The sequence below is a fragment of the Enterococcus sp. AZ196 genome, from assembly GCF_050498845.1.
Classification (GTDB): domain Bacteria; phylum Bacillota; class Bacilli; order Lactobacillales; family Enterococcaceae; genus Enterococcus_A; species Enterococcus_A murrayae.
Genome location: NZ_JBIPAM010000001.1, coordinates 205,680 through 226,480 on the forward strand (window position 1 = coordinate 205,680; position 20,801 = coordinate 226,480).

General features: G+C 39.0%; 26 protein-coding genes. All 26 read left to right on the top strand.

Going from position 1 to position 20,801, the window contains the following annotated elements; genetic code table 11:
- Nucleotides 1-32: 32 nt before the first annotated feature.
- The 26 genes from IGI67_RS00955 (at nucleotide 33) to IGI67_RS01080 (ending at nucleotide 20,735) form a co-directional block, all read left to right on the top strand.
- Nucleotides 33-914, top strand: a complete 882-nt coding sequence (locus IGI67_RS00955) for an NAD(P)-dependent oxidoreductase (protein ID WP_207109807.1) — start codon at nucleotides 33-35, stop codon at nucleotides 912-914.
- A gap of 104 nt (nucleotides 915-1,018) precedes the next feature.
- The gene (locus tag IGI67_RS00960; protein ID WP_010740403.1) at nucleotides 1,019-1,249 is read left to right on the top strand and encodes a YkuJ family protein; all 231 of its coding nucleotides are present in this window, start codon (nucleotides 1,019-1,021) and stop codon (nucleotides 1,247-1,249) included.
- 161 nt (nucleotides 1,250-1,410) lie between these two features.
- On the top strand, nucleotides 1,411-2,574 hold the full coding sequence (locus IGI67_RS00965) for a class I SAM-dependent methyltransferase (protein ID WP_429956467.1): 1,164 nt from the start codon (nucleotides 1,411-1,413) through the stop codon (nucleotides 2,572-2,574).
- A 195-nt stretch (nucleotides 2,575-2,769) separates the two neighbouring features.
- Complete coding sequence (fabT, locus tag IGI67_RS00970) at nucleotides 2,770-3,210, top strand: fatty acid biosynthesis transcriptional regulator FabT (protein WP_207109809.1); 441 nt, start codon at nucleotides 2,770-2,772, stop codon at nucleotides 3,208-3,210.
- Nucleotides 3,207-4,169 (top strand): beta-ketoacyl-ACP synthase III, encoded by a 963-nt coding sequence (locus tag IGI67_RS00975; protein ID WP_207109810.1) that lies wholly within the window; start codon nucleotides 3,207-3,209, stop codon nucleotides 4,167-4,169. Before fabT ends, IGI67_RS00975 begins: the two co-directional genes overlap by 4 nt.
- A gap of 51 nt (nucleotides 4,170-4,220) precedes the next feature.
- Complete coding sequence (locus IGI67_RS00980) at nucleotides 4,221-4,448, top strand: acyl carrier protein (protein WP_010746005.1); 228 nt, start codon at nucleotides 4,221-4,223, stop codon at nucleotides 4,446-4,448.
- A 64-nt stretch (nucleotides 4,449-4,512) separates the two neighbouring features.
- Nucleotides 4,513-5,457: an ACP S-malonyltransferase gene (fabD, locus tag IGI67_RS00985; protein WP_207109811.1), complete on the top strand. Its 945-nt coding sequence runs from the start codon at nucleotides 4,513-4,515 to the stop codon at nucleotides 5,455-5,457.
- Nucleotides 5,441-6,172, top strand: a complete 732-nt coding sequence (fabG, locus tag IGI67_RS00990) for a 3-oxoacyl-[acyl-carrier-protein] reductase (protein WP_207109812.1) — start codon at nucleotides 5,441-5,443, stop codon at nucleotides 6,170-6,172. Before fabD ends, fabG begins: the two co-directional genes overlap by 17 nt.
- 17 nt (nucleotides 6,173-6,189) lie before the next feature.
- Nucleotides 6,190-7,416: a beta-ketoacyl-ACP synthase II gene (fabF, locus tag IGI67_RS00995; protein ID WP_207109813.1), complete on the top strand. Its 1,227-nt coding sequence runs from the start codon at nucleotides 6,190-6,192 to the stop codon at nucleotides 7,414-7,416.
- Between the two features lie 2 nt (nucleotides 7,417-7,418).
- The gene (gene accB, locus IGI67_RS01000) at nucleotides 7,419-7,889 is read left to right on the top strand and encodes an acetyl-CoA carboxylase biotin carboxyl carrier protein (RefSeq protein WP_429956468.1); all 471 of its coding nucleotides are present in this window, start codon (nucleotides 7,419-7,421) and stop codon (nucleotides 7,887-7,889) included.
- Nucleotides 7,890-7,993: 104 nt separating this feature from the next.
- The gene (gene fabZ / locus IGI67_RS01005) at nucleotides 7,994-8,416 is read left to right on the top strand and encodes a 3-hydroxyacyl-ACP dehydratase FabZ (RefSeq protein ID WP_207109815.1); all 423 of its coding nucleotides are present in this window, start codon (nucleotides 7,994-7,996) and stop codon (nucleotides 8,414-8,416) included.
- Nucleotides 8,417-8,422: 6 nt separating this feature from the next.
- Nucleotides 8,423-9,787: an acetyl-CoA carboxylase biotin carboxylase subunit gene (locus tag IGI67_RS01010; protein ID WP_207109816.1), complete on the top strand. Its 1,365-nt coding sequence runs from the start codon at nucleotides 8,423-8,425 to the stop codon at nucleotides 9,785-9,787.
- Nucleotides 9,788-9,798: 11 nt separating this feature from the next.
- Nucleotides 9,799-10,668: an acetyl-CoA carboxylase, carboxyltransferase subunit beta gene (gene accD, locus IGI67_RS01015; RefSeq protein ID WP_207109817.1), complete on the top strand. Its 870-nt coding sequence runs from the start codon at nucleotides 9,799-9,801 to the stop codon at nucleotides 10,666-10,668.
- On the top strand, nucleotides 10,665-11,450 hold the full coding sequence (locus tag IGI67_RS01020) for an acetyl-CoA carboxylase carboxyl transferase subunit alpha (RefSeq protein WP_207109818.1): 786 nt from the start codon (nucleotides 10,665-10,667) through the stop codon (nucleotides 11,448-11,450). Before accD ends, IGI67_RS01020 begins: the two co-directional genes overlap by 4 nt.
- A gap of 136 nt (nucleotides 11,451-11,586) precedes the next feature.
- Entirely contained in the window at nucleotides 11,587-12,393 is an 807-nt protein-coding gene (locus tag IGI67_RS01025) for a transporter substrate-binding domain-containing protein (RefSeq protein ID WP_429956469.1), read from the top strand.
- Between the two features lie 210 nt (nucleotides 12,394-12,603).
- Nucleotides 12,604-13,440, top strand: coding sequence for a transporter substrate-binding domain-containing protein (locus IGI67_RS01030; protein WP_207109820.1), 837 nt, complete (start codon nucleotides 12,604-12,606; stop codon nucleotides 13,438-13,440).
- 12 nt (nucleotides 13,441-13,452) lie between these two features.
- Nucleotides 13,453-14,142 (top strand): amino acid ABC transporter permease, encoded by a 690-nt coding sequence (locus IGI67_RS01035; protein ID WP_010740388.1) that lies wholly within the window; start codon nucleotides 13,453-13,455, stop codon nucleotides 14,140-14,142.
- Nucleotides 14,143-14,270: 128 nt separating this feature from the next.
- Nucleotides 14,271-15,005, top strand: a complete 735-nt coding sequence (locus tag IGI67_RS01040) for an amino acid ABC transporter ATP-binding protein (RefSeq protein ID WP_277988954.1) — start codon at nucleotides 14,271-14,273, stop codon at nucleotides 15,003-15,005.
- A gap of 127 nt (nucleotides 15,006-15,132) precedes the next feature.
- Entirely contained in the window at nucleotides 15,133-15,657 is a 525-nt protein-coding gene (locus tag IGI67_RS01045; protein WP_429956470.1) for a YqeG family HAD IIIA-type phosphatase, read from the top strand.
- Complete coding sequence (gene yqeH / locus IGI67_RS01050; protein ID WP_429956471.1) at nucleotides 15,658-16,767, top strand: ribosome biogenesis GTPase YqeH; 1,110 nt, start codon at nucleotides 15,658-15,660, stop codon at nucleotides 16,765-16,767.
- Between the two features lie 30 nt (nucleotides 16,768-16,797).
- Nucleotides 16,798-17,109 carry a ribosome assembly RNA-binding protein YhbY gene (gene yhbY / locus IGI67_RS01055; RefSeq protein ID WP_207109823.1) on the top strand — a complete coding sequence of 104 codons (312 nt, stop codon included), beginning with the start codon at nucleotides 16,798-16,800 and terminating at the stop codon, nucleotides 17,107-17,109.
- A gap of 36 nt (nucleotides 17,110-17,145) precedes the next feature.
- The gene (locus tag IGI67_RS01060; RefSeq protein ID WP_207109824.1) at nucleotides 17,146-17,781 is read left to right on the top strand and encodes a nicotinate-nucleotide adenylyltransferase; all 636 of its coding nucleotides are present in this window, start codon (nucleotides 17,146-17,148) and stop codon (nucleotides 17,779-17,781) included.
- Entirely contained in the window at nucleotides 17,771-18,367 is a 597-nt protein-coding gene (yqeK, locus tag IGI67_RS01065) for a bis(5'-nucleosyl)-tetraphosphatase (symmetrical) YqeK (protein WP_207109862.1), read from the top strand. The genes IGI67_RS01060 and yqeK overlap by 11 nt, the downstream gene beginning before the upstream one ends.
- A gap of 101 nt (nucleotides 18,368-18,468) precedes the next feature.
- Nucleotides 18,469-18,825, top strand: a complete 357-nt coding sequence (gene rsfS, locus IGI67_RS01070) for a ribosome silencing factor (protein WP_347401806.1) — start codon at nucleotides 18,469-18,471, stop codon at nucleotides 18,823-18,825.
- The gene (locus tag IGI67_RS01075) at nucleotides 18,825-19,550 is read left to right on the top strand and encodes a class I SAM-dependent DNA methyltransferase (RefSeq protein WP_429956472.1); all 726 of its coding nucleotides are present in this window, start codon (nucleotides 18,825-18,827) and stop codon (nucleotides 19,548-19,550) included. Before rsfS ends, IGI67_RS01075 begins: the two co-directional genes overlap by 1 nt.
- A 45-nt stretch (nucleotides 19,551-19,595) precedes the next feature.
- Nucleotides 19,596-20,735: a nucleotidyltransferase gene (locus IGI67_RS01080; RefSeq protein ID WP_429956473.1), complete on the top strand. Its 1,140-nt coding sequence runs from the start codon at nucleotides 19,596-19,598 to the stop codon at nucleotides 20,733-20,735.
- Nucleotides 20,736-20,801 lie beyond the last annotated feature (66 nt).

Here is a 20,801-nt window from a genome sequence, read left to right on the forward strand (position 1 = left end):
TTCATGTATACTGGAGATGGATTATTTTTATTTTGGAGGTTAGTAGTATGAAAATAGGATTTATCGGAACAGGTGTGATGGGAAAATCCATCGTAAAACATTTTTTAGCTGCAGGGTATGAAGTTGCCGTATATAACCGTACGAAAAGTAAAACAGATGAGCTAGTTGCAGAGGGGGCTGAATGGCATGAAACTCCTGCAGAAGTGACTCATTTCAGCGAGATTGTTTTTTCAATGGTCGGTTATCCTAGCGATGTGGAAGAAATTTATTATGGAACGAACAGTATTTTTTCAGTAGATGTTACAGGCAAGGTATTAGTAGATTTGACGACATCTACTCCAACATTAGCAGAAAAAATTTATCGAACTGCTAAGGAAAAGGGGGCAGAGGCGTTAGATGCCCCAGTTTCTGGCGGAGACTTAGGTGCGCAGAATGGGACACTAACAATTATGGCAGGTGGTGATCAAGCCACTTTCGATAAAGTAGCCCCATTATTTGAAATTATGGGTAAGAGTTATTCACTGCAAGGTGAAGCAGGTGCTGGACAGCACACGAAGATGGCGAATCAAATTATGATTGCTGGGACAATGACTGGAATGACAGAGATGCTGGTTTATGCTAAAGCGGCTAAGCTGGACGTACCGAAAGTTTTAGAAACGTTAGGTGGCGGAGCTGCACAAAATTGGTCGATGGCCAATTATGCCCCTCGAATTCTGAAATCTGATTACTCTCCCGGTTTTTTTGTTAAACATTTTATCAAAGATTTAAAAATTGCTTTAGATGAAGCAGAAAAACTGCAGCTTGATTTGCCTGCAACTAAATTAGCAACTGAGCTTTATGAGCAATTAGCTGATCTTGGTTTCGAAAATGATGGAACTCAAGCGTTGATTAAATTGTGGTGGACAGAATCTTAAGTTAGATTTAGTAAAAAAATCATAAATTAATTGATGAAAATCAATGCAAGATACGGTCGGATTTGATACAATAAGACAGAATTGAGAAGAAGGGGGGCACCTAGATGAAACATTCACAATTAGTTGCCATTATTAAACGCTTAGAAGCAATGACTGAATCGACCGATAATGAAGTACAGTTGCGTCGTTTTGAAAAAGAGGGCGTAGAAAAATGTACTGTAACTTATGATAATACAACAGAAACATTTGAGCTTACTGAAAGCGACAGCAAACAATCTTATCAATTTGACAACATCGACATCGTTGCGATGGAAATTTATGATTTGATTCAATAAAACGGGGAAACCCGTTTTTTTTGTATTCTTTTTTATTAAGGGGTTTCATATAATTTTTGATTACAATTTTATGAGGAATTCCTATTTTTTTCGCCAACCCGGGGCAAATCTTTTGAACTTATTCAGTTTTAGTCAGAAGATACTATGAGGGAGGCAATAATATGTTAGACAAAGAAGTATACAATCAATTATTTAAACCATCTTTCTCTCAAAAAACTCAAGTGACTTTTTGGGATGGTTCTGTAAAGGAATATGGAAAACCAGAAGGCGATGTTGTCTTTGAAATTATTTTTAATGAGAAAATTCCAGTAAAAGAGCTTATCAGTAATGCTTCGTTAGCACTTGGAGAAGCATACATGGAAAAGAAAATCGAAATCAAGGGTGATTTACAAGCGTTGATTTATGATGTGTATAATCAAGCAAACGGATTTTTCCATAATAATAACTTCAAAAAATGGATGCCAAAAGAAAAGCATACAAAAAAACAATCAGCCCATGATATCCATAGTCATTATGATTTAGGAAATGATTTTTATGAAATGTGGTTAGATCGAACGCTGACGTATTCTTGTGCTTACTTTGAAACGCCTGAGGATACGCTAGAAACAGCTCAAATCAATAAAGTGCATCATATCTTGAATAAATTGTTCATTCAACCAGGCGAGACATTGTTAGATATTGGCTGCGGTTGGGGAACGTTGATTTTGACTGCAGCAAAAGAATATAAGGTCAAAGCCAAAGGAATTACACTGAGCGAAGAGCAATTTCAACATATCCAAGAGATTATCAAGAAAGAAAACCTAGAGGACACTGTATCTGTTGAATTGATGGATTACCGGGATCTAAAGGGTACGTTTGATCACATTACAAGTGTTGGCATGTTCGAGCACGTAGGTGCAGAAAATTTGCAGGAATACTTTAAAGTTGTTGAGAAGCATTTATCTCCTAATGGAACAGCGTTGATTCATGGAATCAGTCGCCAACAAGGCGGAGCGAAAAATGCATGGATTAATCAATATATTTTCCCAGGCGGTTATATTCCTGGTGTGAGTGAACTAGTCGGACACATCACAGAAAATCATCTGCAGTTGGTTGATCTTGAAAGTCTGCGTCGTGATTATCAGTTAACGTTGGAGCATTGGACAAGGAACTTCCATCAGGTGGCAGATAAAGTAATTGAACAAAAAGATGAGACCTTTTATCGAATGTGGGATTTATATTTACAGGCCTGTGCAGCTTCATTCCAAGCCAGTAATATTGATGTTATCCAATATTTGTTGGTTCATCCCAATAATAATGCTGTTCCAATGCACCGGAATGTTTAAGAAGCGGATGTCCGCTTCTTTTTTTGTCGTTAATTCCTTTGATAGACAAAGTATTTTATTAATAGAAAAAATAAGAGGCATCAGCTACATTCATTAATTTTTGGTTAATTGAAAAAATGTAGTTGCATTCAGAAAAAAAATAAGATATAGTTTGAACATCAAATGATTTGATAATCAAACTAATTAGGTGAGGACATGGAAAGAAACTGGGAAGAATTAAATACCTATTTAGTTTCAATTTTCAACGACGTTTTGTCGATTGAAGAAAACGAACTAAAAAAATCACAATTCAGCGATTTGACGATTACTGAGATGCATACTATTGATGCAATCGGGATGTACAAAAAGAAGACGACAACAGAGGTTGCAAGAGAATTATTAGTAACTGTTGGCACCTTGACGACATCAATCAATCGCTTAGTGAAAAAGGGCTATGTAGAACGTATTCGCAGCGAAGATGATCGACGAGTAGTTAAACTGGGTTTAACGAAAAAAGGACGTTTAGTATTTCGAATTCATCAGCATTTTCACCACGAGATGGTAAAAAGTGCCATCAAGGATTTGAATCCGGACGAGCAAGAGGTTTTCTTAAAAGCGCTAGTAAACCTATATAGTTACTTAGAGGAGATCAAATGAGTATGGGGTTCGGAAAAATAATCGCAACGGCACGCTATTTGCCTGAAAAAGTCGTTACAAATGATGACTTGACCGAATGGCTGGATACGTCGGATGAATGGATAGAAACGCGGACAGGAATCAAACAGCGACATATCGCCGAAGAGGAAAATACGTCGGATATGTGTTTGCGTGTTGCTGAAAAACTGATCGATAAAGCGACAATTGATCCTATGAGTTTGGATTTTATCATTGTTGCTACAATGTCGCCAGATTATACATCGCCTTCTGTAGCTTGTCAGGTACAAGGTCAACTCGGAGCTAAAAAGGCAATGGCTTTTGACGTCACGGCGGCTTGTGCAGGATTTGTTTATGCATTAGCTACTGCCGAAAATTTTGTGCGCAGTGGAATGACTCGTGGAATCGTCATTGGCGGTGAAAAAATTTCTAAGCTGTTAGACTGGCAGGATCGCTCAGCTGCTGTACTTTTTGGTGATGGCGCTGCGGGAGTTTTGTTAGAAGCAAATGAAGAACCTTCTATTATAAAGCAGATGCTGCGAGCAGATGGTGAACGAGCTAATGCATTGACCTCGGGTTTTCGCAAAAACAGTAATATCTTTCATGAAGAAACGGAGACTAATACAGCGCTATCTATGGATGGCCGCGGAATCTGGAACTTCGCTTTAAATGATGTCACCAAAAGTTTGAAAGAATTTATTGGTGAGGAGTCAGTTGATTATTATCTGCTGCATCAAGCCAATAAACGAATCATTGAAAAAATGGCTCGTAAAATGAATGAGCCAATTGAAAAATTCCCTATGAATCTAATGAATTATGGGAACACTTCAGCTGCAAGTATCCCAATTTTATTGGATGAACTGGTTGAAGCAAATGTTTTATCTTTAAATAGCAAGCAAAAAGTGGTATTGACAGGCTATGGCGGTGGATTAGCGTGGGGGAACCTGCTGATTCAGCTGTAAGTTTGTTAAAAATATAAAATCAAAACTTAAAATTATCGGAGGAAACAACTTATGACATTCGAAAAAATCCAAGACATTATCGTAGAAGAACTAGGAGTAGAAAAAGAAGAAGTAAAATTAGAAACAAACATTCAAGAAGATCTTGAGGCAGATAGCTTGGACTTGTTCCAAATCATCAACGAAATCGAAGACGAATTTGATGTGAAAATCGAAACAGAAGACGGTATCACAACTGTTAAAGATTTAGTTGAATATGTTGAAAAACAACAAAACGCTTAATTAATAAAATTTCGGGAAAAGGCTAGGCGTAAGGCCTGGCCTTTCCTGCTATTAGGAGACGATCATGAAAACAGCATTCTTGTTCAGCGGGCAGGGCGCTCAATATGTTGGAATGGGCAAAGAGTTATATCAGCAAGAAAAAATTGTAAAAGAAACCTTTGAAGAGGCTAGTGATTTATTAGGTTTTTCAATGGAGGACTTGTGTTTCGAAGAAAATGATCAGTTAAATGAAACAAAGTACACGCAACCAGCTATTTTGACAGTCAGCACGGCTTTCTTACGTATTTTAACAACTCAAGGATTTCAAGCTGATGCATTGGCAGGCTTAAGTTTAGGTGAGTATACAGCGTTAGTTGCATCAGGTGCACTAAAATTTAGCGATGCGGTACAGCTTGTTTACAAGCGTGGTCAGTTCATGAGTGAAGCTGCGCCAACTGGAAGTGGAAAAATGGTAGCTGTGATGAATACAGCTGCTGAGGTGATTGAAGATTGCTGTCATCAGGCTTCTGCTCTCGGAGTTGTTTCGCCAGCAAACTATAATACTCCGCAACAAATCGTGATTGGCGGTGAAGTGGCCGCAGTCGAAAAAGCGGAAGAATTATTGCAAGCTGCTGGAACAAAAAGGATGATTCCGTTGAACGTTAGCGGTCCATTCCATACCGCATTATTAGAACCTGCCAGCAAACGCTTGAATCAAGAGCTGCAGACAATCACTTTTTCAGAAATGAATGTTCCTGTGATTTCAAATACCACTGCAGAAAGTATGCCTCAAGGCGAAATCGTTTCATTATTAACGAAACAAGTGATGTCACCGGTACGATTCAGTGACAGTATCGAGAAGTTGAAGGAATTAGGTATTTCTCAACTAGTCGAGATTGGTCCTGGAAAAACACTAACCGGCTTTATTAAGAAGATTGATCGTTCGTTATCGATGAGTCGTGTGGAAGATAGCAAAACATTAGCAGAAACAATCAGCTTTTTGGGAGGTCCTAATGGAACTAACGAATAAAACAGTTTTTATTACCGGCAGCAGCCGTGGAATAGGTTGGGCCATAGCGAAAGCTTTTGCTCAAGCAGGAGCCAATATTGTATTGAACGGCCGAAAAGCGATCCCAGCAGAGAAAGTAGCTGAGATTGAAGCTTTAGGTGTGAAATGTACTAGCATTTGCGGCGACATCAGCTCGTTTGATGAAGCTGGAAAAATGATTAAGGAATGTGAAGAAACTTTAGACTCGGTCGATATTCTGATTAATAATGCCGGAATTACAAAGGATCAATTACTTTTACGTATGAAACCCGAGGACTTTGATGCAGTCATGGACATCAATTTAAAAGGAACATTTAATATGACTCAGCAGGTTTTGAAGAAAATGATGAAAAAACGTGCCGGTGCGATTATCAATCTGTCCAGCGTAGTAGGATTGATAGGGAATGTCGGGCAAAGCAACTATGCTGCAAGCAAAGCTGGTGTGATCGGTTTTACCAAAGCTGTAGCGCGAGAAGTAGCACCACGGGGAATCACTTGTAATGCGATTGCCCCTGGTTTTATCAAAACGGATATGACAGATGAACTGAACGATAAAGTTAAAGAACAAATGGAAGGGCAAATTCCGCTAAAATGTTTTGGCAATGTGGATGATGTGGCAAATGCTGCCTTATTCTTGGCGCAAAATAGTTATATCACCGGTCAAGTATTGAACGTTGATGGCGGAATGGTCATGTAAAGAAAGGACGGAATAAAATGAATCGTGTCGTAATTACAGGTTTTGGTGTTGCCTCACCAATTGGTAATGATGAAGAAACATTTTTAAAAAATTTAAAAGAAGGAAATCATGGTTTTGGTCCAATCACTCGTTTTGATGCCAGTGAAACAGGTATTTCAGTAGTGGCTGAGGTCAAGGATTTCCCTTTGGAAAAATATTTTGTCAAAAAAGATACTAAACGAATGGAAACTTATTCGCTATATGCTATCTATTCCGCCCTTGAAGCATTAGAAATGAGCGGAATCAATACTGAAGAAGAAGATATGGAACGTTTTGGTGTGATGATTGGTTCAGGTGTTGGTGGTCTAGGAACAATCCAAGATCAAGTATTAAAAATGGATGCCAAAGGACCAGCACGCGTTTCTCCTATGTTCGTACCTTTAGCGATCGTGAATATGGCAGCTGGAAATGTTGCTTTACGTATTGGAGCAAAAGGAATTTGTACAAGTACTGTAACCGCATGTGCCAGTGGAACCCATTCAATCGGGGAAGCATTCCGTAATATCAAGCACGGCTATTCAGATGTTATCATCGCTGGCGGTGCTGAATCTTGTATTAATAAAATTGGGATTTCTGGCTTTGCTTCATTAACAGCTTTGAGTACGTCAGAGGATCCAGCCCGAGCATCAATTCCATTTGATAAAGACCGCAATGGTTTTGTCATGGGAGAAGGTGCTGGTGTTCTGGTTCTAGAATCCTTAGAACACGCGCAAAAACGCGGTGCAAATATTCTTGGTGAGGTTGTTGGGTACGGGGCAACATGCGATGCTTACCATATGACGGCTCCGTCACCAGACGGAGAAGGCGCAGCAAGAGCGATTTCAGAAGCAATCAAAGAAGCAGGAATTTCTCCAGCTGATGTTAATTATGTGAATGCCCATGGAACAAGTACGCAAGCAAACGATAAAGCGGAAAGTAAGGCAATTGAGGCTGCGTTAACCGAAACGGCTTATGTCAGCAGTACAAAATCATTAACGGGACATTTATTAGGGGGCGCTGGAGGCGTAGAAGCAGTTGCTTCATTGATGGCTGTTCAACATCAATTTATTCCACCAACCGCAAATATTCAAGAAGTAGATCCAGAAATCAAGGCAAATGTTGTTGTGAACGAAGCAAAGGAAACACCAGTCAATTATGCGGTGAGTAATTCTCTAGGTTTTGGCGGTCACAACGCTGTGATCTGCTTGAAACGCTGGGAGGATTAAGCATGGAAATCAACGAAGTCAAAGAGCTGCTGAATCAATTTAATGATTCAAACCTAACTGAATTTGATTTACGTGAAGGCAGCTTTGAATTATACATGAATAAAAATCAGATGAGTCGCCAAACTGCAGCACCAGTTCAAACCGTTCAGTCCGTGGAATCAACCACAGCTGAGGTAACTGCATCAGTTGCTCCGATTTCGGATTCAGAAAATGTTCCGGTTGCTGAGAGTAAAAGCGAAGGTGAAGTAATCACTTCACCAATTGTAGGAATTGTCTACTTACAACCATCGCCAGAGCAAGATGCCTACAAATCAGTTGGCGACACGGTGAAGCAAGGCGAAACGGTTTGTATTATTGAAGCGATGAAATTGTTAAACGAAATTACTAGTGACTTTGATGGTACCGTCACTGAAATTTTAGTAGAAAATGAAGATGTCGTTGAGTATGGGCAACCATTATTCCGTATTAACTAGGGGATCAATTCAATTTTTCATAGTGCTAAAAAAATGTAAGCTTTAGATGAATGATAGACATGATGAGCAACAGGCTCATTTATACGAACTAGGAGGATTTATAAATGCTAACGATTGAAGAAATTAAAGAAATTATTCCGCATCGTTATCCAATGTTGCTGATTGATCGAGTGGAAGAATTAGAAGCAGGAAAAAACATTAAGGCTAAAAAAAATGTTTCTGTTAACGAACCATTTTTCCAAGGTCATTTTCCTCATGAACCAGTAATGCCAGGTGTATTGATTGTTGAAGCAATGGCTCAAGCTGGTGCTGTTGCTTTATTATCAATGGATGAATTCAAAGGCAAAACTGCCTATTTCGGTGGAATTGACAAAGCGAAATTCCGTAAGAAAGTTGTTCCAGGAGATACCTTAGTTTTAGAAGTAGAATTAACAAAAGTTCGTTCTTCAGCCGGCTGTGGAAAAGGCATCGCATATGTCGATGGTAAAAAAGTTGCCGAAGCAGAACTGACTTTTATGATTGGATAGATGTCTATGTTTTCAAAAATTTTGATCGCTAATCGTGGCGAAATTGCTGTAAGGATCATCCGGGCCTGTCGTGAATTAGGAATTCAGACAGTTGCGGTTTATTCTGAAGCGGATAAAGAAGCGTTGCATACTGAAATGGCGGATGAAGCAATTTGTATTGGCCCCGCGCGTTCAAGTGACTCCTATTTAAATATGCAGGAAATCTTGAGTGCGGCAATCGTAACAAATGCCGAGGCGATTCATCCTGGCTTTGGTTTCTTGTCAGAAAATAGTTTGTTTGCGACGATGTGTGCGGAATGTAACATCAAGTTCATTGGACCAAGCGAAACAACCATCGACGCGATGGGAAATAAAATTCATGCACGGCAACTAATGAAAGATGCAGGTGTTCCTGTTATACCAGGCAGTGACGGTGCGATCGAAACGCTGGAAGAAGCAGAAAAGCTTGCAGATGAAATCGGATATCCTGTAATGCTGAAAGCTGCTGCTGGTGGCGGAGGAAAAGGGATTCGCAAGGTTCCTACAAAAAGCGAGCTTGAAAAGAATTTCTTATCTGCAAAGTCAGAAGCTAAAGCAGCTTTTGGTGATGACGCGATGTACATGGAAAAAATTATTTATCCTGCACGTCACATCGAAGTACAGATTCTAGGAGATCAGCAAGGAGATGTCATTCATCTAGGCGAACGAGATTGCTCTTTGCAGAGAAATAATCAAAAGGTATTAGAAGAAGCTCCTTCTGTTGTTATCGGTGAGGATACTCGCAAAATGCTTGGAGATATCGCTGTCAAAGCTGGGAAAGCTGTAAATTATGAGAGTGCCGGAACGATCGAATTTCTACGTGATGAAGAGGGAAGTTTCTATTTCATGGAAATGAACACTCGTATCCAAGTAGAGCATCCAATCACAGAGATGGTAACAGGAATAGATATCGTGAAAAAGCAAATCAAAATTGCAGCGGGTGAACCTTTAGGTTTAAAACAATCAGATGTGAAGTTTCAAGGACATTCTATTGAATGCCGAATAAATGCTGAAAATCCAGCATTTAACTTTGCGCCTTCTCCTGGTAGAATCAAAACGTTGCTTTTGCCTAGCGGCGGATTAGGATTACGGGTAGATAGTGCGATGTATAGTGGAGTGACGATTCCGCCCTACTATGATTCAATGATTGCGAAGATCATTGTCCATGGTGAAGATCGTTTTGACGCTTTAATGAAGATGCAGCGGGCCTTGGGCGAGTTTGTTTCTGACGGGGTCATTACGAATGTTGAATTTCAAATGGATCTGATTAGTCATCCGAGTGTTTTATTTGGCGACTATGACACAAGTTTCTTGCAAAAAACATTTTTACCTGAGTGGCAACAAAGCGAGTAGGAGGAATTTAGGTGGGACTTTTTAATAAGAAAAAAAACTACATTCGGATCAATCCTAACCGCGACAGTGTACCAACAACGAAACCAGCTGTACCTGATGATATGTGGGCAAAGTGTCCAAATTGCAAACGTACCCTCTACAAAAAAGAGATCGGCGCTGAAAAAGTTTGCCCTCATTGCGGGTATAGTTTTCGGATCAGTGCTTGGGAACGATTGGCTCTAACGATCGATGAAAAAAGTTTTACTGATTGGGATAATCAGCTAGAACAAAATAATCCGATTGATTTTCCTGAATACTTAACTAAAATCGAAGAAACCAAAGAAAAAACTGGTTTGGACGAAGCCGTATTAACAGGGAAAGCAACAATTAACGATCAAGCTGTTGCTATTGGTGTAATGGATGCCAATTTTATTATGGGGAGTATGGGAACAGTCGTCGGTGAAAAAATTACTCGGCTTTTTGAAAAGGCCTTGAACGAAAGTCTGCCTGTAGTTCTGTTTACCGCTTCAGGCGGAGCTCGTATGCAAGAAGGGATATTTTCACTGATGCAAATGGCCAAAATTTCAGCAGCCGTCAAACGACATAGTAACGCGGGACTGCTTTATATTACTGTCTTAACGGATCCAACTACTGGCGGTGTAACTGCCAGCTTTGCGATGGAAGGGGATATTATCCTTGCTGAGCCGCAAACATTAGTGGGCTTTGCTGGTCGACGAGTAATTGAGCAGACTATTCGCCAGCAACTGCCAGATGATTTTCAAAAGGCGGAATTTCTTTTGCAACATGGCTTTATTGATCAAATTGTACCAAGAATGGTTTTACGAGATCGGTTGTCACAATTACTGGCATTTCATCAACAGAAAGGCTGGTGTGAAGAATGAGTCTAACTGCTGGAGAAATTGTTAAATTAGCAAGGCATCAAGATCGTTTGACTAGTCTAGATTATTTTGAAAAAATCTTTACTGACTTTCAAGAATTACATGGTGATCGTTTATTTGGAGATGATCCTGCGATTGTTGGCGGTATTGCCAAGCTTGCAGGTAAATCAGTAACGATAATCGGCATTCAAAAGGGAAACGATTTAAAAGAAAACATGGAGCGTAATTTTGGGCAGCCGAATCCTGAGGGGTATCGCAAGGCACTCCGTCTAATGAAACAGGCTGAAAAGTTCAATCGCCCAGTAATCTGTTTTGTAAACACGCCGGGTGCATTCTGTGGTGTAGAGGCTGAGGAGCGAGGAGAAGGCGAAGCAATCGCTCGTAATCTTTTAGAGATGTCTGATTTAAAAGTTCCGATTATTTCAATTGTAACTGGAGAAGGCGGCAGTGGTGGAGCGTTAGCATTAGCGCTAGCAGATGAAGTTTGGATGATGGAATATAGTATTTATGCGATTCTTTCACCAGAAGGATTTGCATCGATTCTTTGGAAAGACGGAAAACGAGCAGATGAGGCGGCAGAATTGATGAAGATTACTGCAGCAGAACTGTTGCAGTTGGATGTTATTGACCGTGTGATCCCCGAAACATTGAAGGGGAAAAAACTTAGTGAAGATAAAATCATTCGTATGATGCGGAAATCTCTAGTTGAAAAAATCACTGAACTATCAAAATATTCGTCAGAAGAATTGATTGAAAAAAGATATCAGCGATTTAGAAAATTTTAACAAGCTAAAAAGGACAGCTTCTGCTGTTCTTTTTTTATGCAAAATAATCGCTCGTTTTTAAATAAATATTCACAAAACTATAGATTAAATGAAAAAATATGCTATACTATTAAAAACTAATTATGGAGGAAAGCATATGAAAAAAGGGTTGAAGGTTGTACTAGCAGGAGTAGCTTTATTTGTATTAGCAGCATGTGGAAGTAAGAATGAAGAGGATAAATTAGATACGATTAAAGAAAAAGGTGTGATCAAAGTAGCGACTTCACCAGATTATGCTCCTTTTGGCTTCCATACTACAATTGACGGTAAAGACAAAATCGTAGGTGCTGACATTGAAATGATGGAAGCAATCGCGAAAAAAATGGACGTCAAAGTTGAGTGGTTGGATATGAGTTTTAATGCAGTTCTGGCAGCTGCTAAAGAAGGAAAAGCAGATGTGGCAGTCTCAGCGATTTCCGTCACCAGTGAACGAGAGGAAAGCTTTGATTTTACTACAGACTATTATACATCCCCTCAAGTGATTGTGATTAATAAACAACATGAAAATGAGTTTACATCGATTGATCATTTTGCTGGGAAACAGGTTGGTGCTCAAAAAGGAACGATTCAAGAGAATATTGTAAAGGAACAAATGAAAGAAGCAAAACTAGTTTCAATCGAAAAATTGCCGAATATCTTTGTAGAAGTTAAGAACGGCTCTTTGGATGGATTAGTAGTTGAAAAAACCGTAGCGGATGCTTACGTCAATAAAAACCCAGAACTAATGATTGCTAATATCTCACTGAAAAGTATGAAAGAGGATGCGTTGTGTATCGCGGTTCCTAAAGGTAATGAAAAATTGGTTAAGGAACTTAATAGACATATCAAAGAAATGAAAGAAGCGGGAACAATTGATCAAATGGTTGAAGAGAACAATCAATTGGCTCAAAAAGGTGGAGATTAAAATATTTATTCACTAGGAAGTTGAATATATACAATATGTAAAGCAGTATTCAATGTATATTTAATATTTATACAACAAATTGCTTGTTTTATGAAAGTTTCATGCTATAATAAATTCATTGAAAAAAGCATTCAAAAAGTACTATTCGTTTGATGAGACCATAATTTTTGAAGGCTAAATAATAATAAAATAATTTTAGGAGGAAACAGGATGAAAAAGATTACCGGCTTAGTTATGACAGTAGTAGCGCTATTTACTCTAGCAGCGTGTGGGGGAGGCAGTGATAAAACTGCTGATTCATCAAGTGCAAAATCAGAAGATCAATTAGCAGCGATCAAAAAAGCAGGTGTGTTAAAAGTGGCAACATCAGCTGACTATGCGCCGTTTGAATTTCATACAATGGTGGATGGAAAAGATAAAATCGTCGGTGCTGATATTGATTTAGTTAATGAAATTGCTAAAGAATTAGGTGTGAAGGCAGAGGTTTCTGATATGAGCTTCAATACAGTGCTGGCTTCATTAAAAGAAGGAAAATCTGATATTGCTATCTCAGCAATTTCCGCGACAAAAGAACGTCAAGAGCAATTTGACTTTACTGACAATTATTACAATCCACCTCAAGTTTTGATTATTAACAAAAAGAATCAAGACAAATTTACAAGCGTAGCTTCATTGAAAGATAAAAATGTTGGAGCTCAAAAAGGTTCGATTCAAGAAGACATCGTTAAAACTCAATTAAAAGATTCAAAACCTGTTTCAATCGAAAAAGTTCCTAACATGGTTGTTGAAGTAAATAGTGGTTCATTAGACGCAATGGTCGTAGAAAAAACAATTGCTGAATCCTATGTACAGCAAAATTCTGATCTGATGATTGCTAATATTGATTTGAAGGCATCAAAGGATGAAGCATTTGCAATCGCGTTACCAAAAGACAGTAAAGAGTTACAAACAGAAATAAATAAAATTATTAAAAAGTTAAATGATGAAGGCAAGATTGATGAATACGTTAAGCAAAATCATGAATTAGCCGAAAAATCAGCAGAATAGAGGGAACATGCATTGAACTTTTCATTTTTAGATAAATACTTATCTTATTTTGCCTCAGGTGCTGGTATTACAGTAATTATTTCACTCGTTACAGTTGTTTTAGGAACGTTAATTGGGTTAGTGATGGCCCTTTTGAAACTGTCTAAGCATAAACCACTAAACTGGTTGGCGAATATTTATATCGAAGTACTTCGCGGTACCCCGATGCTACTGCAGATTATGATTGGTTTTCTCGTTTTGCAAGGATTTTTTCCTTCAAAGGATCTAGAGGTTGGTGTTTTGACTGTTGATTTAGGACGACTGATTCCAGGGATGATTGTCTTGTCCTTGAACTCAGGAGCCTACGTGGCAGAAATCATTCGCGGTGGAATAACCGCTGTGAATTATGGCCAAACAGAGGCCGCGCATTCGCTAGGCTTGCGTCCCGCACAGACGATGCGTTATGTCATTTTACCTCAAGCATTAAGAAATATTCTGCCGCCTTTAGGAAATGAGTTCATTACTTTGATCAAGGACTCTTCCCTATTGACTGCAATTGGAATCAACGAATTAATGGGGTCTGCTCAAATTGTTATCTCAAATTCTTATATTCCATTGGAACCATATTTTGTTGCAGCGGCGCTTTACTTCGTGATGACCTTTGTCACGTCACGCTTGCTGAATTTATGGGAGAAAAAACTTGGAAAAGGATATCAAAGATAAGGTTTTAGTTTTCATCTTCTGCGTAATAGGTGTTGTTTAAAAGAAATAAACATATGAATATTAGAATTTCAAGGAGATGTGAAGCCGTTTAAAGACTAATTCTTTGATTCGAGATAGGAGTGTAGGTAATGACAGAAGCATTGATTCAAATTGAACATTTAAACAAAAAATTTGGCGATAATGAAGTTCTTAAGGATATATCCGCTGAAATTATTCCAGGAGAAGTTGTTGTAATTATCGGACCATCTGGATCTGGTAAAAGTACGTTTTTACGTTGTGTCAATTTACTAGAGATTCCGACATCGGGTACTATCAGATTCGAAGGAACGGATATTACAGATAAGAAGAATGATATTTTCAAAACACGAGAAAAAATGGGAATGGTTTTTCAACAGTTTAACTTATTTCCTAATATGACCGTTTTAGACAACATTACTTTGTCACCAATCAAAGTAAAGGGTATGACGAAGATCGAGGCAGAGAAAATTGCGCAGGAATTGCTAGCAAAAGTCGGCCTATCTGAAAAAGCGGATGCTTATCCGCAGTCTTTATCTGGAGGACAGCAGCAGCGGATCGCCATCGCTCGTGCATTAGCGATGCAACCGGATGTTATGTTGTTTGACGAGCCAACATCAGCTCTTGATCCTGAAATGGTTGGAGATGTATTGCAAGTGATGCAGCAATTGGCTAAAGAAGGTATGACTATGATGATCGTGACTCATGAAATGGGGTTTGCCAAAGAAGTTGGCGATCGCGTAATTTTTATGGATGGCGGTGTGATTGTCGAAGAGGGTTCTCCAGAGGAAGTCTTTGATCACACAAAAAATTCTCGTACGATCGATTTTTTATCAAAAGTATTATAAAATTAACTGGACTAGGCGGAGAAAGCCTAGTCTTTTTTTAAACCTTTGTACCCAAATGTAGAGTTTTCAAAAAATTTGCGTTATAATCAGGTTTTGTAGAAGTATAAATAAAGTTATAGGAGTTGCCATGTTAGATAAATACAAACCTACTTGGATGGTCGAAGCCATTTATCAAATAACCCCAGAACAATTGAAGGCTCATGGATTTAAAGCAGTGTTGACAGATTTGGATAATACACTGATTGCTTGGAATAATCCTAATGGCACAAAAGAACTGATTGATTGGCTAAAGATGATGGATGAAGCAGAAATACCTGTGGTCGTCGTTTCAAATAACAAAGCTAGTCGTGTAGCTAAAGCGCTAGAGAGTTTTCAATTGGATTTTGTCTCACGGGCAATGAAACCTTTTTCAATAGGAATAAAAAATGCACAAAAGCGATTAGGTGTGTCAAAAGATGAAATCGTCATGATTGGGGATCAGGTAATGACAGATATTCGCGGAGCAAGTGCAGCTGGTATTCGCAGTATTCTTGTTCGACCTATTCTTGATACAGATGGCTGGAATACACGAATCAATCGTTTCTTTGAACGTCGTGTAATGCATATTTTATTGCGCAAAGATCCTGAGATGAAATGGAAGAGTGAATTATAAATGGAAGAAGAATTATTTTGTATTGGCTGCGGCGCAAAGATTCAAATAGAACATCCTAATGAGTTAGGATATACTCCGCAATCAGCTTTAGAAAAAGGACTAGCAAGTGGTGAGGTGTATTGTCAGCGCTGTTTTCGTCTTCGCCACTATAATGAAATTCAGGATGTTTCACTAACGGATGACGATTTTCTGCATTTGTTGAACGAATTAGGCAAAGCGGATGCCTTGATCGTGAATGTGGTAGACATCTTTGATTTTAATGGTTCGTTGATTCCTGGATTGCATCGTTTCGTTGGTGATAATCCAGTGCTTTTGGTCGGCAATAAGGTCGATTTGCTGCCTAAGTCGCTAAAAAGGGGCCGCTTAACTCAATGGATGCGTGAACGTGCCCATGAAGAGGGGTTACGTCCGGTAGACATCTTATTGACAAGTGCACGTAAGTCTAACGAAATGACTGAGTTATTAGAGAAAATTGAGGAATATCGTAAAGGGCGCGACGTTTATGTAGTAGGTGTAACTAATGTGGGAAAATCAACACTGATTAATCAAATTATTAAGCAGACTGCTGGCGTCCAGGACTTGATTACGACTTCGCAGTTCCCTGGGACAACATTAGATAAAATTGAGATTCCGCTAGATGATGGGCACTACCTTTTTGATACACCAGGAATTATCCATCGTCATCAGATGGCTCATTATCTTGGTAAAAAAGATCTGAAGATTATTGCACCACACAAGGAAATCAAGCCTAAGGTCTATCAATTGAATGCTGGGCAAACACTGTTTTTAGGCGGATTAGCACGGTTTGACTTTGTTCAAGGAGATCGGGCGTCATTTGTTGCATATGTATCGAATGACATTGAGCCCCATCGGACTAAATTAGAGAAAGCCGATGCTTTTTATGAGAAGCATGTTGGTGGTTTATTGCAGCCGCCTCGTCCAGATGAAGTTGCTGATTTTCCTGAATTGGTTCGATTTGAATTTTCAATCAAAGAAAAAACCGATATTGTTTTTGCTGGATTAGGCTGGGTGACAGTGTCTAAACCAGCAGTAGTTGCTGGTTGGGCGCCAAAGGGTGTCGATGTATTGACTCGCAAAGCATTGATCTAAAAATTTATTTACTGAATAAGGGGATTATTAATGGAATTAAGAGGAAAACAAAAACGTTTCTTACGCAGTCAAGCCCACCACCTACAACCAATTTTTCAGATTGGTAAAAATGGTGTCAATGACGCAATGGTTGTTCAAATCGCCGAAGCGTTGGAGAAGAGAGAATTAATCAAGATTAATTTATTGCAAAATACGGATGAGATGGCTGAAGATGTGGCCCATGTTTTAGAAGAAAAAATTAATTGTAAGATTGTTCAGATTATTGGTCGCGTATTAGTTTTATATAAAGCTTCAAGCAAAGAGAAGTACCAAAAAATATCAAAGGAAGTTAAAGCCATTTAAGCTTCAATTTATCTAATAATAGAGGAGGAATAACCGTTGTATCAAGATGTCTTAACAATTCCAAAAGTCAAACCAATGACAGATACCACAGTGCCTAAAAAACAGGTGGGACTGTTAGGGGGGAATTTTAATCCGATTCATCACGCACATTTAATGATTGCAGAGCAGGTCGGGCAAAAAATGGGATTTGATGAAGTACATCTGTTGCCGAGTTATTTGCCGCCGCATGTAGATGAAAAGAAGACGATCGATAGTGGGCATCGTTTGGCGATGGTCAAGCTGGCTATTGAAGACAATTCATTTTTGTCAGTTGATACAAGAGAGTTGGTTCGTAAGGGCAAAAGCTACACAGTTGATACGATGTTAGAGTTAACAGCGGAAAATCCTGATACAGAATACTATTTCATTATCGGGGGAGATGAAGTGGCGTATCTACCAAAATGGAATCGAATTGATGAATTGGTTCGCATTGTCAATTTTGTTGGTGTGAAGCGAGCAGGCTATGCGCAAGAAAGCCCTTATCCAATCATATGGGTAGATGTCCCTGAGATTCAGCTGTCGTCTTCCTATATCCGCAATCAGGTCAAACAGGGTTGCTCGATTCGTTACCTTGTACCTGATCGAGTACGAGAATATATCGCGGAAGAAGGATTGTATCTTGATGAAGTATAGTAGCAGATATACAGAAATGGATCGTGAAGCACTGATGCAAGCTGTGCAGATGCGAATGAGCGAACGACGTTTCAAGCACGTCTTAGGTGTTGAAGAAACAGCGATAGCACTGGCAGAACGCTTTGGGGAGTCGCCAGAAAAAGCGAGTATTGCTGCTTTAACGCATGACTATGCGAAGGAACGCTCTGATGAGGAGTTTCAATTGGCGATCGAACGAGGCAGCTATGAAAATAAAGCCGAATTATTGAAATATGGGAATGCGATTTGGCATGGGCTTGTTGGTGCAGATTTTGTTGCTCGTGAGTTGGGGATTACTGAAGCGGAAATTCTGGATGCTATTCGACTTCATACCACTGGAGCCGCTGAAATGACTTTGTTGGATAAGATTATTTACGTGGCAGATTATATCGAACCTGGAAGAAAGTTTCCTGGTGTAGAAGATGCTCGAGTCATTGCTTTTAGTGATTTGGATCAAGCTGTAGCTTTTGAAACTAAGCATACGCTATCTCATTTAATTGAGGAAGAAGATCCAGTCTATCCCAAAACGCTTGAAACTTATAACCGTTGGGTTGCCGGGATCCAATAGTTTAGTCAGCTTGTTCTCAACAAAATTTTTTAAGAAAGCAAAGAATAAATTGTTTAAGTTATTTAGATAAATGGATATGGTATGAAATAAGGAGGAGAATTATCATAGATAGTAAAAATATGTTAGAAATCGCTGTGAAGGCAGCTGATTCGAAACGCGCGGTTGATATCGTCGCATTAAATGTATCGCAGGTCTCATTATTAGCGGATTATTTCATGATTTGTTCCGCTAACTCTGATCGTCAAATCAATGCGATCGTGGATGAGATTATTGATAAAGAGGAAGAAGCACAGGTTAAAGTTAAACGTGTTGAAGGAAAAGATGGCGGGAAATGGGTTTTAATCGACTTGGGAGATTTGATCGTACACGTCTTTAGTACTTCAGAACGTGAATTTTACAATCTAGAAAAATTATGGTCGGATGCACCGTTAGAAAATATTGAGGCTTGGTTGGACTGATGGCATATGAGACCTTTGCGTTTGTTTATGATGAGGTAATGGATGAGTCTTTGTATCAGCAATGGCTGGATTTTTCATTGCGTCATTTGCCAAAGGCGACCAACCAGATTTTGGAACTAGCCTGTGGAACTGGTGCGCTAGCAGTGGAATTTGCTAAAAATGGTTTTGAAGTGACAGGTTTGGATCTATCTGAAGAGATGTTGACATTGGCCAGTGATCGTGCGTTTCAAGAAGACGTCTCTGTTAATTGGATTGCTGGAGATATGCTTGATTTAACGGATATAGGAAACTATCAGGCAGTGACATGTTTTTCTGACTCGTTGTGCTATATGCAAGATGCTACACAGGTTCAACAAGTATTTGAAGGTGTTTATCAGCTGTTAGAGGAATCAGGAATATTCATTTTTGATGTTCATTCGATTTATCAAATAGATGAAGTCTTTCCCGAGTATAGTTTTCACGATCAAACAGAAGATTTTGCTTTTCTTTGGGATAGTTATTCTGGTGATTCAGCGCACAGTATCGAACACTTTTTGACCTTTTTTGTAAAGCAAGGGGAAAAGTTCGAGCGATTTGATGAACTGCATAGGGAACGTACCTATCCTTTAGAACAGTATCAGGAAATGCTGACTGAGGCAGGCTTCAAAGTTGCAGTTTTTGCGGACTTTACTGACGAGGCTCCAAATGAAGCAAGTAAGCGCTGGTTTTTTGTTTGTCAGAAATAGCCGAGAGTAATCTCGGTTTTTTTGTTATTGGAAAGGGGGAGCGAAATGCGAAGTTGCGGAATAGTTGTAGAATATAATCCATTTCATAATGGTCATCGATATCATGTAAAAAAAGCTCGGGAATTGAGCAACGCGGATGTTATTGTTGCTGTTATGAGCGGGAATTTTCTTCAGCGTGGGGAACCGGCGATTATTGATAAATGGTCACGAACTAATGCAGCATTGCAAAATGGTGTTGATTTGGTCGTTGAACTGCCCTTTTCTTGGGCTGTTCAATCTGCAGACTATTTTGCTAAGGGCAGTGTTAAGCTATTACACGCATTGGGTTGTGATGCGCTATGCTTTGGCACAGATGGTGCTTCCAAATTTGATTATGCGGATTATGGACGTTTTTTTCTTGAAAATGAGGCGGCGATTAATCAATTATTTCACGAACTGCCAATAGGTTGGAGTTATCCCGAAAAAATGGCTGAAGTTGTTTCGCAACTCTATCCAAAGGCGCAGGATTTTCCGCCAAATCATATTTTAGGTTTAAGTTATGCGAAGGAAAATGCATTGTATAGCCATCCGATGGAAATTTTTCCGTTGCCAAGAAAAGATCAGGGGTATCATGATGAGCTATTAGTCGCGGATCAGTTTGCTAGTGCAACTGGGATTCGACAGGCAGTTTTTTCGAATGAAGATGTTTCCGCCTATGTTCCAATGGAAACATTGAAGGACCTAAAAGAAACTCAAATTTCATGGGCAGATTTTTGGCCATTTTTAAATTATCAATTGCGCGCAGACTCTTTGGCAAGCCTTCGAAAGATTTATCAAATGAAGGAAGGATTGGAATATCGCTTAATTGAACAAAAAGCAGATAGTTTTTTTGATTATTTACAACTGGTCGGTACTAAACGTTATACTCAGCCGCGCATTCAACGTCTCTTGACCTATATTTTACTTCAGGTTAAAGAGTCAGAAATAAAGGCGGAGCAGGAAAATTCAATGCTGCATATTTTAGGCTTTTCTGAAAAGGGACAAGCATACTTAAATAAAAAGAAAAAACAATTTACTTTACCAGTTGCAGCAAAAATTGGACAACAAGAAAAAGAGAATCATTTTTTGACCTATCGCGCTGATCAGATTTATCAGTTGATCCATTCGCAAGAACAAACAATTGGTCGATTTCCTATTCGAGTATAAAAAATACTTTCCAAAGTCTGAGTGAGTCGTTATAATGGGAAAGTATGAAAATAACGAAAGAGAAGT

Bases quoted from the DNA above. Each gene is read 5' to 3' on its own strand.
- IGI67_RS00960 (WP_010740403.1), top strand. From the start codon at position 1,019: ATGAAACATTCACAATTAGTTGCCATTATTAAACGCTTAGAAGCAATG.
- IGI67_RS00975 (WP_207109810.1), top strand. From the start codon at position 3,207: ATGAGTATGGGGTTCGGAAAAATAATCGCAACGGCACGCTATTTGCCT.
- IGI67_RS01030 (WP_207109820.1), top strand. From the start codon at position 12,604: ATGAAAAAGATTACCGGCTTAGTTATGACAGTAGTAGCGCTATTTACT.
- fabF (WP_207109813.1), top strand. From the start codon at position 6,190: ATGAATCGTGTCGTAATTACAGGTTTTGGTGTTGCCTCACCAATTGGT.
- IGI67_RS01010 (WP_207109816.1), top strand. From the start codon at position 8,423: ATGTTTTCAAAAATTTTGATCGCTAATCGTGGCGAAATTGCTGTAAGG.
- IGI67_RS00965 (WP_429956467.1), top strand. From the start codon at position 1,411: ATGTTAGACAAAGAAGTATACAATCAATTATTTAAACCATCTTTCTCT.
- yhbY (WP_207109823.1), top strand. From the start codon at position 16,798: ATGGAATTAAGAGGAAAACAAAAACGTTTCTTACGCAGTCAAGCCCAC.
- fabZ (WP_207109815.1), top strand. From the start codon at position 7,994: ATGCTAACGATTGAAGAAATTAAAGAAATTATTCCGCATCGTTATCCA.
- IGI67_RS01045 (WP_429956470.1), top strand. From the start codon at position 15,133: ATGTTAGATAAATACAAACCTACTTGGATGGTCGAAGCCATTTATCAA.
- IGI67_RS01075 (WP_429956472.1), top strand. From the start codon at position 18,825: ATGGCATATGAGACCTTTGCGTTTGTTTATGATGAGGTAATGGATGAG.
- IGI67_RS00980 (WP_010746005.1), top strand. From the start codon at position 4,221: ATGACATTCGAAAAAATCCAAGACATTATCGTAGAAGAACTAGGAGTA.
- fabT (WP_207109809.1), top strand. From the start codon at position 2,770: ATGGAAAGAAACTGGGAAGAATTAAATACCTATTTAGTTTCAATTTTC.
- accB (WP_429956468.1), top strand. From the start codon at position 7,419: ATGGAAATCAACGAAGTCAAAGAGCTGCTGAATCAATTTAATGATTCA.
- IGI67_RS01040 (WP_277988954.1), top strand. From the start codon at position 14,271: ATGACAGAAGCATTGATTCAAATTGAACATTTAAACAAAAAATTTGGC.
- fabD (WP_207109811.1), top strand. From the start codon at position 4,513: ATGAAAACAGCATTCTTGTTCAGCGGGCAGGGCGCTCAATATGTTGGA.
- IGI67_RS01025 (WP_429956469.1), top strand. From the start codon at position 11,587: ATGAAAAAAGGGTTGAAGGTTGTACTAGCAGGAGTAGCTTTATTTGTA.
- fabG (WP_207109812.1), top strand. From the start codon at position 5,441: ATGGAACTAACGAATAAAACAGTTTTTATTACCGGCAGCAGCCGTGGA.
- IGI67_RS01080 (WP_429956473.1), top strand. From the start codon at position 19,596: ATGCGAAGTTGCGGAATAGTTGTAGAATATAATCCATTTCATAATGGT.
- IGI67_RS01020 (WP_207109818.1), top strand. From the start codon at position 10,665: ATGAGTCTAACTGCTGGAGAAATTGTTAAATTAGCAAGGCATCAAGAT.
- yqeK (WP_207109862.1), top strand. From the start codon at position 17,771: ATGAAGTATAGTAGCAGATATACAGAAATGGATCGTGAAGCACTGATG.
- yqeH (WP_429956471.1), top strand. From the start codon at position 15,658: ATGGAAGAAGAATTATTTTGTATTGGCTGCGGCGCAAAGATTCAAATA.